Origin of the sequence: Victivallis sp. (assembly GCF_048170485.1) — a bacterium.
In the GTDB taxonomy this organism is placed as follows: Bacteria; Verrucomicrobiota; Lentisphaeria; order Victivallales; family Victivallaceae; genus Victivallis.
In genome coordinates, this window is record NZ_DBEXAY010000014.1 from 1 (window position 1) to 14,033 (window position 14,033).

14 protein-coding genes are annotated in these 14,033 nt (G+C 63.5%); 13 read left to right on the forward strand and 1 reads right to left on the reverse strand.

The window, feature by feature from the left end; genetic code table 11:
- Positions 1-145: 145 nt before the first annotated feature.
- From recA to ACMLHG_RS00730, 13 genes are all read left to right on the forward strand, one after another.
- The gene (gene recA, locus ACMLHG_RS00670) at positions 146-1,225 is read left to right on the forward strand and encodes a recombinase RecA (RefSeq protein WP_294435877.1); all 1,080 of its coding nucleotides are present in this window, start codon (positions 146-148) and stop codon (positions 1,223-1,225) included.
- A gap of 26 nt (positions 1,226-1,251) precedes the next feature.
- Entirely contained in the window at positions 1,252-3,759 is a 2,508-nt protein-coding gene (locus tag ACMLHG_RS00675) for a tetratricopeptide repeat protein (protein ID WP_295808445.1), read from the forward strand.
- Between the two features lies 1 nt (position 3,760).
- A complete protein-coding gene (locus ACMLHG_RS00680) occupies positions 3,761-4,396 on the forward strand; it encodes a MotA/TolQ/ExbB proton channel family protein (RefSeq protein ID WP_295808447.1) in 636 nt (211 codons plus the stop codon).
- A complete protein-coding gene (locus ACMLHG_RS00685; protein ID WP_294435874.1) occupies positions 4,393-4,872 on the forward strand; it encodes an ExbD/TolR family protein in 480 nt (159 codons plus the stop codon). Before ACMLHG_RS00680 ends, ACMLHG_RS00685 begins: the two co-directional genes overlap by 4 nt.
- A gap of 17 nt (positions 4,873-4,889) precedes the next feature.
- Entirely contained in the window at positions 4,890-5,621 is a 732-nt protein-coding gene (locus tag ACMLHG_RS00690; protein WP_417169194.1) for a hypothetical protein, read from the forward strand.
- Position 5,622: 1 nt separating this feature from the next.
- On the forward strand, positions 5,623-5,865 hold the full coding sequence (locus ACMLHG_RS00695; RefSeq protein WP_294435872.1) for a hypothetical protein: 243 nt from the start codon (positions 5,623-5,625) through the stop codon (positions 5,863-5,865).
- Positions 5,866-5,869: 4 nt separating this feature from the next.
- Positions 5,870-6,286 carry a hypothetical protein gene (locus tag ACMLHG_RS00700; protein WP_417169195.1) on the forward strand — a complete coding sequence of 139 codons (417 nt, stop codon included), beginning with the start codon at positions 5,870-5,872 and terminating at the stop codon, positions 6,284-6,286.
- Positions 6,283-7,038, forward strand: a complete 756-nt coding sequence (locus ACMLHG_RS00705; protein WP_294435870.1) for an SDR family NAD(P)-dependent oxidoreductase — start codon at positions 6,283-6,285, stop codon at positions 7,036-7,038. Before ACMLHG_RS00700 ends, ACMLHG_RS00705 begins: the two co-directional genes overlap by 4 nt.
- A 186-nt stretch (positions 7,039-7,224) precedes the next feature.
- Positions 7,225-8,532, forward strand: coding sequence for a trigger factor (tig, locus tag ACMLHG_RS00710; RefSeq protein WP_295808451.1), 1,308 nt, complete (start codon positions 7,225-7,227; stop codon positions 8,530-8,532).
- A gap of 134 nt (positions 8,533-8,666) precedes the next feature.
- Complete coding sequence (gene clpP / locus ACMLHG_RS00715) at positions 8,667-9,272, forward strand: ATP-dependent Clp endopeptidase proteolytic subunit ClpP (RefSeq protein WP_294435868.1); 606 nt, start codon at positions 8,667-8,669, stop codon at positions 9,270-9,272.
- Positions 9,273-9,275: 3 nt separating this feature from the next.
- Entirely contained in the window at positions 9,276-10,586 is a 1,311-nt protein-coding gene (gene clpX, locus ACMLHG_RS00720; RefSeq protein ID WP_417169196.1) for an ATP-dependent Clp protease ATP-binding subunit ClpX, read from the forward strand.
- Between the two features lie 27 nt (positions 10,587-10,613).
- Positions 10,614-11,747, forward strand: coding sequence for a serine/threonine-protein kinase (locus ACMLHG_RS00725; RefSeq protein ID WP_294435866.1), 1,134 nt, complete (start codon positions 10,614-10,616; stop codon positions 11,745-11,747).
- Between the two features lie 32 nt (positions 11,748-11,779).
- Positions 11,780-13,012 carry a hypothetical protein gene (locus tag ACMLHG_RS00730; RefSeq protein ID WP_417169197.1) on the forward strand — a complete coding sequence of 411 codons (1,233 nt, stop codon included), beginning with the start codon at positions 11,780-11,782 and terminating at the stop codon, positions 13,010-13,012.
- A 24-nt stretch (positions 13,013-13,036) separates the two neighbouring features.
- On the opposite strand, the gene ACMLHG_RS00735 is transcribed toward ACMLHG_RS00730, so the two are convergent.
- Positions 13,037-13,954, reverse strand: a complete 918-nt coding sequence (locus tag ACMLHG_RS00735) for a helix-turn-helix domain-containing protein (protein ID WP_417169198.1) — start codon at positions 13,952-13,954, stop codon at positions 13,037-13,039.
- Between the last annotated feature and the right edge of the window lie 79 nt (positions 13,955-14,033).

The window sequence follows — 14,033 nt, forward strand, 5'->3', positions numbered from 1 at the left end:
ATATCGCCTTGGCTCGCAAATTCCTCGATATCGTGTATCGAACATTAAAAAACAACTGGATGTTTGAGGATTTTACTCAATTCAAACTCGTAAAAAATTGAGTTTTTCCCGGCATCGAAGTGGAATTTTATCATAGGAGCACACTATGGCAGAGAAGGAAGCCAAAGTCGTCGATAAGGAGAAGAGTCTGGCGATTGCGATCAGCCAGATTGAGAAGGAGTTCGGCAAGGGTTCGATCATGCGTCTCGGGGACACCGGGGCGGCCTGCACCGACGTGCCGGTGATCAGCACCGGTTCGCTGGCGCTCGACCTGGCGCTGGGGATCGGCGGACTTCCCGCCGGGCGGATCATCGAGATCTTCGGGCCCGAATCGAGCGGCAAGACCACCGTCTGTCTCCATGTGATCGCCAACGCGCAGGCCAAGGGCGGCAAATGCGCGATCATCGACGCGGAACATGCGATCGACCCCGGCTACGCCCGGAAGATCGGGGTGGATATCGACAATCTCCTGATCTCGCAGCCGAACTGCGGCGAAGACGCGCTGAACATCTGCGACACGCTCGTGCGCAGCAACGCGATCGACGTGCTGGTGGTGGACTCGGTGGCGGCGCTGGTGCCGAAGGCGGAGATCGAAGGCGAGATGGGTGACTCCCACGTCGGATTGCAGGCGCGTCTGATGTCGCAGGCGCTTCGCAAGCTCACCGGCGCGGCGAGCCGGAGCCGGACCTGCATCATCTTCACCAACCAGATCCGCGAGAAGATCGGGGTGATGTTCGGCAATCCGGAGACGACCCCCGGCGGAAACGCGCTCAAGTTCTACGCGTCGATCCGGATGGACATCCGCAAGACCACCGTCATCAAGGACGCTTCGGCGAACATCATCGGCAACCGTGCGCGGGTCAAGGTGATCAAGAACAAGATGGCGCCGCCGTTCCGGGTGGCCGAATTCGACATCATGTACAACGAAGGAATCTCCAAGGCCGGTTCGGTGCTCGACGTGGCGACCGACATGGGGATTCTGGAGAAGCGCGGCTCGTGGTTCAGCCTCGACGGCGAACAGCTCGGCCAGGGGCGCGATCAGACCAAGGCGCTGATCGCCTCCGATCCGGAGCTCTGCCGGAAGATTTCCGACCGGATCATGGCGGCGATCAAGGGCGGGGAAGCCGCCGCGCCGCTGGAAATTCCGGATGAATCAGCCGCTCCGGCCGAACCCTCCGCGGAGTAATTGCCCGCTGCCGGAGCATTGACCGCATGAAGATCTTTCAGACCATCGGCACAGCGATTCTGCTGGCCGCCGCCGTTGTTCTCCCGGCCGCAGATCCGGAAACGGAGCTGCGGATGGGGGACGACGCCTTCGCCTCCGGCGACTTCCGCAATGCGGTCAACTTCTATTCCAGCGCACTGACGCTCGCCGCCAGCCATCCGGCGCTATGGAGCGCCAGTGCACTCAAGCTGGCGGAAGCGCAACTCCGCAACGGCGACATCGACGACGCGAAGGCGATGCTGGCGGAATTCCGGCGCCGGTTCCCGGCCAGTTCCGCCGGGTTGCTGCCCGGCGAGATCATGATAGCCGAACACGATTATGCGGGGGCGGAAAAATTCTTCACCGACCTGGCCAAAAGCAGTTCCGATCCGGAACTGCTCTGCGCCGCGAAATTCGCCCGGGCGTTCTCCAAACTGCGTCAGAACCGTGCCGCCGAGGCGGCGAACGATTTTGCCGAGATCGAGACGCAGAACGCCGATCTGCGCCGCTGGGCGGGGCGCGCCCACCTTGCGCGGATTTACACCCTGCTCAAAACCGGCCGGCAGAAGGAGGCGGAACAGCTGCTCGCCGCCGGGAAATACCGCACTTCCGAGCCGGAAAGCTACGAACGGCTCACGCTTCTCTCTGCGTTGAAACGCGGGGAACTCGAGCCGTTCCGCACCGGCTGGGAGCCGCTGGCGAAGCGGTATGCGGAGCGACCGGATCCCCTGCTGTACGAGCTGGCGATGGAAGGGGCAAAACTTGCGGAGAAAAACGGCGACGTAAAATTCGCCGAATCGCTGCTCAACAACGGGTTCCAGCTGGCATCGAGCGACGTGGAACGGCGGAACGCGCTGCGCGCGCTGATCAACCTGCAGGCGAAGGTCTCTCCGGCCGCGGCGGCGGAAACCATTCTGCGCGGCGTGGAGTTCTTTCCCGAAGCGGAGGACCGCGCCCTGCTGATTCTGCGGGGAGCGCGTCTGCTGGCGGAAAGCGGCGACTGGAAACAATCCATCGAACTTCTCGTGCGCATCACCGGCGACAACCGGATTCCGGTCATGCAGCGGCTGGAGGCGGCCCGGGAAGCGGCCGTCGCCGCCCGCCGCGCCGAAGACCGGGAGATCGAGGAAAAGATGTTGCAATACCTCACTTCGCAGGCGGAAACCGCCCGCCAGCGGGAGGAGGGGAACTATCTGCTCGGGGAGTTCCACTTCCGCGAAAAGCAGTTTCAGAAGGCGAAACAGAATCTTGTCGCGGCCATCGGGTCCGGCAACGGCGGCTACGCGGATCCCGCCCGCTTCCTGCTGCTCCAGTGTCTGCTCGAGGAGCAGGCGTACAAGGAGGCCATGCCGGTGGCGGAGGCGCTCCGGCGCTCCTCGAATCCGGAGCTGGCCGCCGCCGCGGATTACTTCCGGGCGCTGTTGCTGGAGAAGAGCGGCCGCCGTCAGGAAGCGCGCAGTGAATATCTCAAATTTCTGGTTGCGCACCCGAAGAGCGAATACGCACCAGCGGCACTGTACAGCGCCGCTGAACTGGCGATGGAACTTAAGAAATTCAAGGAAGCCGCGGCGGAATTTTTCCGCTTTGCCGCGGAGAATCCGAAGTCGCCCAGCGCACCGCCAGCGCTCTTTCTGGCGATGCAGTCGGCCTATTTCGGCCGTCTCTCCGCCGACACTCTGCGGGCGCTGGAACTGCTCGACAAGGAGTACCCGAACTCCCCGTGCGCGGTGGAAGCGCGGCTTCAGCTGGCCGATTATCTGCGCGTCGACGGCGACTTCGACCGGGCGCTGACTCTGCTGGCCGAAGCGGAAAAGCGGGCCGGTGAAAAAAATCCGGATATCCGCGCGGAGGCGCTGTTCAACCGGGCGCGCATTCACATCGCCCGCGACCTGCCGGCGGAAGCGGACAAACTGCTCCGGGAACTTCTCAGCCGTTACGCTTCCAGCAGCGTCGGCGCCGACGCCGCACTGCTGGCGGGGAACCTCGCGTCCGACGCGGGCCGGTACACGGATGCGCTACAGCTTTACACCCGGGCCCGGGAGTTGCGGCCGACCGGCCTCTTCGCCGAAATCTGCGACGGGCGGATCGCCGACTGCCGCTACAGCCTCTACTCCGAATCACTCGACCGGAACGACCTCAACGCCGCGACCGACGCGTACCGGAAACTCGCGCAGAACTCCCGCGATCCGCGGATCGTGCTCCAGAGCCTGTACAAACTCGGCAAATGCCAGGAGCTCGGCGACGAGAGCGACGCGGCGATTCAGACCTACGAGCGACTGCTCTATCTCGCCGCCGATCAGAAGCGGCGGGGCATCGCGCCCGACCCGGTCTGGTGCGGAAAGGCCGCCTACGCGGCGGTGCTCGCCCACCTGAAATCCGGCACGCCCGCCGGGGCGCGGGCCGCACTCCGGGTCATCGACCGGTTCGAAGCGCTGGAGTTCCCGCCGACCGGCGAGGATTTCGGCCGTCTGCGCGAGAAAATTCGGGAAAAATACAACCTTCAGGAGAGACTCTGACATGCTTTATCTGAAACTGCTGAACGACGGCGGCCCGATCATGTGGGTGATTCTGGCCGGCAGTCTGATCGCCCTTTTCGTATTTCTGGAGAAGGTGTTCCAGTTCCACCGCGAGGAGATCAACGTGCGCGAGCTGCTGCGCGGCCTCTTCAACGTGCTCAAGCGCGACGGCTTCGTCGAAGCGATCACGCTCTGCGACAACACCCCCGGCCCGGCCGCCCGGCTGCTGGGCGCGGCGATTCTCGCCTACGAGCGCGGCGACGAAGACATCCGGCAGGCGGTGGATGACGCCGCACTGGAGGAGATCCCCAAACTCGAACGTCACATCAACCTGCTCGGCACGCTCGGTTTCATTCTGCCGCTGGTGGGATTCCTCGGGACGGTGCTGGGGATGATGAAGACCTTCCAGGTGGTCGGCGCCAGCGAGTACCTCTCCACCGCCGACATCGCGGGAGCGGTCAACATGGCGCTCATCACCACCGCGGCGGCGCTGGTGGTGGCGATTCCCGCCTACCTCGGCTACAACTACCTGATCGCCCGGGTCAATTCGATCACGCTGGATATGGAGAAGGCGTCGCTGGAGATCATCGCCTTCTTCGAACGCCGCCGCGCCGAGACCGGAGGAGAGGAACAATGATCCGGACCGACATCGGCAGACGGCGCTACCGTACGCGCCTCAAACCGCTGAACGGCTGGCCGGGGGTCGCCGGCGTGACGGCGCTGGTGGATATCTTTTTTCTGGCGCTGATCTTCTTCTTCCTCTCCGGCTCGTTCGTGCGGGTCTCCGGAATCAGCGTGGAACTGCCGCGGGTACGTCCGTCGAACATCGCGGATATGGAGAAGTTCGTCATCACCATCACGCCGCCGGCCGCGCCGGGCAGAGAGTGTCTGCTCTACTTCAACGACCAGCCGGTCTCGCGGGAGCTGCTCAAACAGCGCCTCGGCGAGGTGCGCGGCCGGTCGCAGACCGCGTCGGTCATCATCCGCGCCGACCAGCGGGTCGCTTTTGAGACGGTCGCCGAAGTGATGGCGATGGCGGAGGCGGCCAAGCTGTCGAGCTTCCTCGCGGTCATGCCGCCGTCGGCACGTCAGGAAACCGTCTTCGGCCAGTAAGAGAGAGGGTCCGGGTCATGGTCAAAGCCATATTCCGCAAGCCGGCGCCGAGCCGGCACTGGATCGTGGTCGGCGCCGCGCTGATCACGGTGGCGGCGCACGGCCTTCTGTTCGGCCTGATCCGTTATGAACCGGAGCGGCGGCCGGCCGCGGCGCCGAAAAGCGCCGGAGTGACGCTGTTCAACCCCGCAGTGCTGACCGCCGGGGAGAGGACCGGATTCAACCGCTGGCTTTCGGTTCACGATCCCGCCCTGATGGTGCGGACGGACAATGAGGCGGGATACGCGGCGCGCCATCAACTGCCGGTTCTGCACGATTTCACCGGGAACCGGCCCGTCTGCACCGTGGAGCTCCCGGAGCGGCGGATTCAGAAATTCCGGCCGCTCGCGCCGCTTGCCGGAACCACGAAGACGCGGGATCTGGATTTTCTTTTTGCGGGGCGGCCGGAGCCGCCGCCACAGACACCGGCGGAACCGCTCCGGCCGATCGTCCGCGATGCGGAGAACCGGGAACTGCACCTCTCGCAGCTCTCCTTCCCCGTCGGCAGGGGCGCCGCCGGTCCGACCGTGGTGATCTGCCGCCGGGCGGGCAGCATCGTCCGCCAGACCCTGGTGGAGTCCTGCGGAGACGAAGCGCTCGACAACACGGCGCTGATGGCGCTCTCCCGCTCCGCCGGAGAGCTCCCGGAATTCACCACCGTCACGATCTACTGGCCGGAACCGCCGGCCGCACCGGAGGAGGATCAATAACATGGGCATGTCCTACGCCGACGCGCTGCTTCTCTACTTTCTTCTGTGGATCATCCTGATCGCGATCCTGTGGTGGAGAGAGCTCTCGCGGGTGAAAAGTTTCGAGTGGCACCTGAGCAACAGCCGGCTCTTCCATTGCGACAACTGCCACCATTCGTTCATCATCAAGGAGCCGGTGAGCCTGACCCGCTGCCCGCGCTGCAATTCGATCTGCATCTGCCGCCGGCGCAGAGATCTGGAGTGACATCATGAAACGAACCCTGTTCCTTTTCGCCGCCGCCGCACTCGTTGGAGCCGGATGCGCCGATCTCTTTCTGCCGGCGGGAACTCCGCCCGACGGCGCCATCGTCGACAACGAGCCGGCCGCGGGCGAATACACGCCGCGCGCGGCGGAAAATTATCTGGTCACCTCGCTTTCGGGTTTCCTCCTGCGGGAATCCCCCGGCACCCGTCTCGCCCTGCAATCCGACGCGGCGACCCGGGACACGGCGGAGCGGGTTCTGCTGGCGCTCGGGCCGCTCTGCGCGGTTTCGATCGTGCCGGACTCGCCGCTCATTCTGCGTTCCGACGCCGAGGAGAACTGCTGGAACTTCCAGCTCTTCGACAGCCGCACCGACACCATTCTCTGGCAGGAACAGCTGCCGATCCGGAGGAGAAGTCGATGAACAACGTGACCTCTCCTGTCGCCGTCGTCACCGGCGCCTCCAGCGGACTGGGGCGCGCCGTCGCCCGGGAGTTCCGCCGGAACGGCTGCACCGTGATCGCCCTCTGCCGCCGCGCGCCGGAGCCGGAGACCGCCGACCGCTTTCTGGCGGTGGATCTCACCGATGCGGAGCAGCGCGCCCGCGCCGCCGCAACGATCGAGCAGGAGTTCGGCCGGGTCGATGTGCTGGTCAACAACGCCGGAATCGGCTCCTACGCCACCTGGGAGGAGCTTTCGGAGGAGGAGCTGCGACGGGAGTTCGAGCTGGACTTCTTCGCGCCGGTCGAACTCACCCGCCTCCTGCTGCCGTCCCTGGAGAAGGTGCGCGGGAGCATCGTCAACATCTCCTCGGTGGCGGCGCATGTTCCGGTCGGCTGCATGGGGGCCTACAACGCGGTCAAGGCGGCGTTGCGGATGTACTCGCTCACGCTCCGGATGGAGGTTGCCGGGCGGGGGATCCACGTGCTGAACGTCTGCCCCGGCCGGATCGATACCGGATTCTCCACCCGGGCGCTGGGGGGACGCCGGCCGCCGGAGACGCCGGGGCGCACCTCCTCCAGCGCGGAGGTGTTTGCGCAAAAGCTCTTCCGCGCCTGCCGGAAACACCGCCGCGAACTGGTCTACCCGGGCTGGTACCGGCCGGTGATCTGGTTCGCCCGCCACTTTCCCGGCGTCGTGGAGCGGGCCAACCGGCGGATCTGGCGGTTGAAGTGACGGGCGGTGCAAAGGGAATCGTCCGCGTGTTGCCGCACCTATTTTTGCGGAAAATTATCGCGAAGTGGTTGACTTTGAAGAAAGCTGAATTATATTAAAAAATCCGTCGTATCGTGATGGATATCATTGAATGTCAACGCGAACCCGTTTGACCGGGAGCTTTCAAGGAAAGGTTTGGTGTTTCAGATGGCGAAGAAATTGGTGGATTCCATCCAGATGGAGGTGCGTACAACCCAGCCGTGCCGCAAAGAGTTTGACTTTACCGTTCCGGCGGATGTGGTCAAAAGCGAAACCGCGAATACGCTTCGCGACATCGCGGCCCAGGTGGCTCTCCCCGGCTTCCGTCCGGGCAAGGCGCCCGTCGGTTTGATCCGCAGCAAATTCGAAAATGAGCTCAAGGACGAGCTGCAGCGCAAGCTGGTCTACGCCGCGTTTGAGCTGGCGGGCAAGGACGAGTCGCTGGACATCGTCAGCTGCGGCGTCGAAGGCAAGCCGGAGCTCAAGTTCGACGAGGAATTCAAATTCACCATCGGCGCCGACGTCGCACCTGAATTCGAAGTCGGCGACTACAAGGCCATCAAAGTGGAGATCCCGGTCGACGCCGTCACTGACGAGCAGGTCGAGGAGCGGGTCAAGTTCTACCGTTCCGCCTACGGCAACTACACCGAGGTCGACGGCCCCGCGCAGGCCGAGGATATGCTCAAGGTGAACTACAAGAGCGACTTCGCGGCTCCGGAGGACGCCTCCCCCGCGGTCAAGCGTCAGCTCGAAGCGGAGAACACCTTCCTCTGGCTGAGCGAGCCGGAGACGATTCCGGGCAGCATCGCCGCGCTCACCGGCGCCAAGAAGGACGGCGAGTACACCTTTGAAGCCGCCTACCCGGCCGACTACCGCGAGAGCGCTCTGGCGGGCAAGACGATGAAGTACACGGTCAAGGTGCTCGGCATCCAGCGCCGGAGCGAGCTCAGCGATGAAGATCTCGCCGCGAAGGCGCGGGTCAAGTCGATCGACGAGTTCCGCGACATGCTCCGCAAGGCGATGGAGCAGGAGAACGCCGCCAAGAACCACAACGAAGTGATCGACGCGGTCTACAAGAAGCTCTCCGACATGGTCGAAGAGTTCGAGCTTCCGCCCAACGTCCTGCAGGCGGAGGTTCAGAAGGAACTTCAGAAGATCGCCCGCGAAACGGTGAAGTCCGAAGAGGACGCGGAGAAGTTCAAGAAGGAGATCGACGCCCACCGCGCCGAGGCGGAAAAGGCCGCGAAGGCCGCGCTGCGCAAGACCTTCCTGCTCCGCAAGATCGCCAAACTTGAAGATGTCAAGCTCGACCCGAAGGAGGTCGACGCCCAGCTCCGTGAGATGAGCCGCTACTACGGGTACAAGGAGAAGGAGTTCCGCGACATGCTCGAGAAGAACGGCGGAATGGATGATCTCCAGCTTGACCTGATGAACGCCAAGGTTCTGAATCTGCTCGCCGAGGCGGCAGTCAAGTAAGAAACTGGCGAATGCACACGCGGGACCGGGCGGGGCGGCCGGGCGATTCCTACCGGAATCCGCCGGCCGGCCGGCTGCGGTCCCTTTGAGTTTTGTCCTATGTTGTCCGCAACAGTAATAGAGGAGGAATCCCAATGAAAAGCAATTCGTTTCTGGTTCCGATGGTGGTCGAACAGACCGGCCAGGGAGAACGGGCCTTCGATATCTACAGCCGGCTGCTCAAAGACCGGATTATTCTGCTCGGCACCCCGATCGACGACGACGTCGCCAACCTGGTGGTCGCGCAGCTTCTCTTTCTCCAGGCGGAGGATCCCAAGAAGGATATCGATCTTTACATCAACAGCCCCGGCGGGTCGGTGACGGCCGGGCTGGCGATCTACGACACGATGCAGGTGCTCTCCTGCGACGTCAAGACCTACTGCGTCGGCCAGTGCGCCTCGATGGGAGCGGTTCTGCTCTGCGCCGGAGCGGCGGGCAAACGCTTCGCCCTGCCGAACAGCCGGATCATGATCCACCAGCCCTGGGGCGGCGCGCAGGGAACCGCGGCCGATATCGACATCCAGGCCAAGGAGATTCTGCGCTTGAAGGCGATGCTCAATTCGATCATCGCCACCCATACCGGCCAGTCGATCAAACGCATTGAGAAAGATACCGAACGCGACTTCTTCATGGGTGCGGAAGAGGCGGTCAAATACGGTCTGGTGGACAAGGTGGTCACCCGGCCGGCACAGGAGAAATAGCCGATGGCAAAACGCGGAAACAGCAAACTGATCTGCGCATTCTGCGGCGCCCGCGAGGGGGATGAGCCCGGCGTGATCTTCGCCCAGAGCGGTTATGAAGGGCTGGCGATCTGCTCGAACTGCCTCCGGCAGGGGTATCAGGCCCTGTGCGCCGGCGGAAAGGCCGACGCGCCGGAGAAGGAGCAGAAACCGGACCCGATCGCCCAGCTGAAGGTCCCCAATCCGGCCGCCATCAAAGCGGAGCTCGACCAGTTTGTCATCGGGCAGGAGCGGGCCAAAAAGGTGCTCGCAGTCGCCGTGCACAACCATTACAAACGGCTTCAGACCCAGGCCGGACTCCGCAAGGACGCCGAGCCGGAAGCCTTCGCCGACGTGGAGCTCGACAAGAGCAACGTTCTCCTGCTCGGGCCGACCGGCAGCGGCAAGACGCTGCTGGCGCGGACTCTGGCGCGGATGCTCGACGTGCCCTTCGCCATCTGCGACGCGACGACGCTGACCGAGGCCGGGTACGTCGGCGAGGATGTCGAAAACATCCTGCTCCGGCTCTATCAGGCGGCGGACGGCGACATCGCCCGCACTCAGATCGGCATCATCTACGTCGACGAGATCGACAAGATCGCCCGCAAGACGGAGAACGTTTCGATCACCCGCGACGTTTCCGGTGAAGGCGTTCAGCAGGCGCTGCTGAAGATTCTCGAAGGGACCGTCGCCAGCGTGCCGCCGCAGGGGGGGCGCAAGCATCCCCAGCAGGAGCTGCTCCGGATCGATACGTCGAACATCCTCTTCATCTGCGGCGGAGCGTTCGTCGGGCTGGATAAGATCATCCAGCGCCGTTGCGGCCGTCAGGTGCTCGGTTTCAAGCGTCTGGTGGATGACGAGGGCGAAGAGGCGGAAGCGACCGCCGAACATCTCGCGAAGAATCCCTACGCCAGATGCGAACCCGAAGACCTGATCCGGTTCGGACTGATTCCGGAGTTCGTCGGCCGCCTGCCGGTGGTCACGTCGCTGGAACCGCTGGAGCGCGCCGATCTGGTCCGGATTCTCCGGGAGCCGAAGAACGCGCTGATCCGCCAGTACCAGCGGCTGCTCGCGATGGAGAACGTTTCGCTGGAATTCACCGATGACGCGCTGGAAGCGCTCGCCGACAAGGCGGTGGCGCGCGGCACCGGGGCCCGCGGACTCCGGGCGATTCTGGAAAATCTGATGCTCGATGTGATGTACGACGCCCCGTCGAAATGCGGCGTCACCCGCTGTGTGATTGACGCGGCGGTCGTCCGCGGGGAATCGGAGCCGAAACTTCTGACCGGAAAATAAAACGCTGTTTTCATGTCGTGTTCTGAGATGGATACATTCAATACCAAAACCCGGGTGCTTTCCGAGGATGAACTGCCGGGGAAGGAGCCGGAGAGCGGCGAGGAGGTGCTCGCCACTCTGCCGGTCAAGCCGCAGGAGCGTTACAAGTTCATCCGCACGATCGGCTTCGGAGGCATGAAGGGAGTTCTGCTCGTCTTCGATCAGGACACCGGGCGGGAGATCGCGATGGCGATCATGCCCGATTTCCGGGAACGCCCCAAGGCGGATCTGGAACGCTTCGTCCGCGAGGCGAAGCTGACGGCGAAACTGGAACACCCGAACATCGTCCCGGTGCACGACATCGGCATCGACGCCAGCGGTTCGCCCTACTTCACGATGAAGTATCTGCACGGGCAGTCGCTGGCCGCGATGCTGCGGAAGCTGGCCAAAGGGGATCCGGAGACGGTGAGCCGCTACGGGCTGGCCCGGATGCTGCAGATCTTCATCCGCATCTGCAACGCGATCGAATTCGCGCACTCGCAGGGAATCTGCCACCTCGACCTCAAACCGGAAAACGTCAACCTCGGCGATTTCGGCGAAGTGCTGGTGCTCGACTGGGGGCTGGCGCGTTCCCTGCGGCCCGCGGTTTTCGGCGGCATTTACGCGCCGAACGACCTTGACCAGACTCCGGCCGGGCGGGTCAAGGGGACTCCCGGCTACATGGCGCCGGAGCAGATCCGCAGTTCCGCCGAATTCCCGGTGGACAACCGCGCCGACATCTATTCGCTCGGCGCCATTCTGTACGCGATGCTGGCTCTGGAGCCGCCGCTGGCGCACCTGCCGATGGAGGAGGTGTTCCGCCGGACGGTGACCGGAGAGTTGCCGCCGCCCTCGGAGGTGGCGCCTGACGACCGGTACATTCCGGGGGCGCTGGAGGCGATCTGCCTCAAGGCGATGGCGGTTCAGCCGGAGGAGCGCTACAACAACGTTGCGGAAATGCGTGAGGACATCTTCGCCTTCCAGACCGGTTACGCGCCGAAGGCGGAGAAGGCTTCGCCGCTCAAACATGCGGGGCTCTTCATCGGCCGGAACTTCCTGATCCTGCTGATTCTGCTCTCGCTCCTGCTGGCGGCGGCGCTGGTCACCCTCGCCGTCAATTACTATCAGGCCATCAACTACTGAAAACCGCACCGGAATGCGGGGGAGGCAGAGCGATGACGCCAATGGAATTTGCCCGCCGGATGGGATTTTCCCCGGCGACAGCTGAAGCATTTTCCCGTTTCTGGAGCGACGCTCCGGAGATGGAAACTCTGCCGGTCTCTTTCCAGCCCGGCTTCTTCGACCGGTATGCGGGGAAACTGGGGGTGCCGGCGCCGTTCGCACCGGAGATTCCCGCACTGAACGCCCGGGTGGCGGCGGAGCCGCTGCTGCGAATCTACGCCAACCTGATTCTGCGGGCGGTCAGTGAGGATCCCCACGCCGGACTCGGCACATGGCCGGCGCCGGCCCATCTCCTGACCCCGCGGCAGTGCGGCTTGTTTCAACTGCTCACGGCGATGGCGATGCTGCCGCGCATCGAACAGGCGTACCGGGAGCTGGGGCTCCCGCCGGAATACGCGGACGGCCCCGCCCGGTGGATCGGCGGCACCATCGCCATCTACGCCGCCGCCCATGCGGGGAATCCGGGCCACGACCTCCGGCAGATCCACTGGCTGAAATACTACCAGGAGAAACGGCTCTTCCGGATCGGGCGGTTCGAATTCATGATTCAGACCGCTCCGGATTGGCTGCCGGCGATCTACCGGAGCCGGAAAACCGGGCAGACCATCGCCTTCTGCCGGGAGGGTTGGCAGCTCACCCGGGAGGGGTTCCGCGCCCGCCCCGGAGCGGCGGGAGAGTGCACCGCCCGCCTCGACGAACTTGCGAACCGGGTGACCGGAATTCCGATTCATCCGGCAACCGGGCGGGCGGAAACCGGCCGTTATGAAACGATCGATACGGAGGAATATTTCCCGGTGCTGTCGGCGCACGACTGGGTGCCGGGCATTCACATTCCCGGCGGCGGCGGCATGACGCCAGAGCTGACGAAGGCGTCGCTCGAACAGGCGGTGGAATTTTTCCGCACCCGTTTCCGCAAGGAGATCCGCGCCTTCTGCTGTGAATCGTGGATTCTGAATCCGGACTGGCTGACCGAACTGCCCGGCTCCCATCTGGCGCGTTTCATGGAGGAGCTCTATCTCACGCCGGTTCCGGAGAGCGACCGGGCGGGACTCTTCTTCGTCTACGGCCGGGACGACGGCAATCCGGCCGACTATCCGGCGGACAATTCGCTCCGGCGCGCCTTCCGGCGGCTCATCGATGTGGGCCGTCCGTTGCGGGCGGGCGGCATGTTCCTCCTGACGGCGGATCTGGAGCGCTTCGGCTCCGGGACCTACCGGGCCGGCTGACCGGCGGGGCCGCCGCGTTCCTCTTCACTCCAGAAGTCCGTTTCGCCGCCGGTATTCCCGTGGCGAAAGGTGAAAATGTTTCCGGAACTCGGTGGAGAAGTTGAGGGCATTCGCATACCCCACCTGTTCGGTGATCTCCTTGATGGAGAGCTCCGGATGTTTCAACAGCAGTCCCGCGGCACGGTGCATCCGCATCCGGACGAGCATCTGGTACGGCGGCATGCCGAAACAACGCAAACAGAGCCGGTGAAGGTGTGTCCGGGAGCAGCCGAGATGCCGCGTCAGCTGTTCCAGAGAAAGCGGCTGCTCCAGATGGTCCGCCAGATAGTCCCGCAGCTCCTGAAGCCGGGGCGGGATCTCCTGCACCGGTCCGGGACGGCGCAGAAATTCGAGCAATTCGACGCAGGCGAGAGTATTCTGCAGGGTATTGTCCCGCCCGGTTCCGGCGGAAATCTCTTCAAAGCGGTGAAACAGCCGCTCGAAACGGCGGCGATTCACATCGAGAAGCACATCGATCGCGTCGAGACCGCTTTCCCGCAGAAACCCTTTCAACAATTTGCCTTTCACGGTGATCGAGAACTTGTGACAGCTCTGCCTCGGAGCCACCAGAAATTCGCTGTCGATCTCCGGCTGCATCAGGAAGATCTCTCCGGCTTCCATAATTCTCCCGACGCCCCGCTGACGGACCAGCAGCGTTCCTTCGCGGACATATTCCACCGAAAGGGTCGGAACACGCCAGCGCCGGTAGTGCGCTCCGGCTAGAAGCTTCACCTCGTAACACCCTTCGCAATAGAACATCTGCTGCTCCGCGTCGTCGACCAGGAACGGCAGAGCACGGAAAAAACTTCTACGCTGAATATGCCAGTGGGTCATTTGGCCGGCGACCTGCGGCTGCAGCCGCCGCCCACGATCGAAGCAACCGGTATCAGACAGGATTTTCATATGGTATTTTTCCAAATATATGGAGAACTTTTTCAATGAAAATATAAAAGAAATTCCATTGATTTTCAACCTGTTTTCC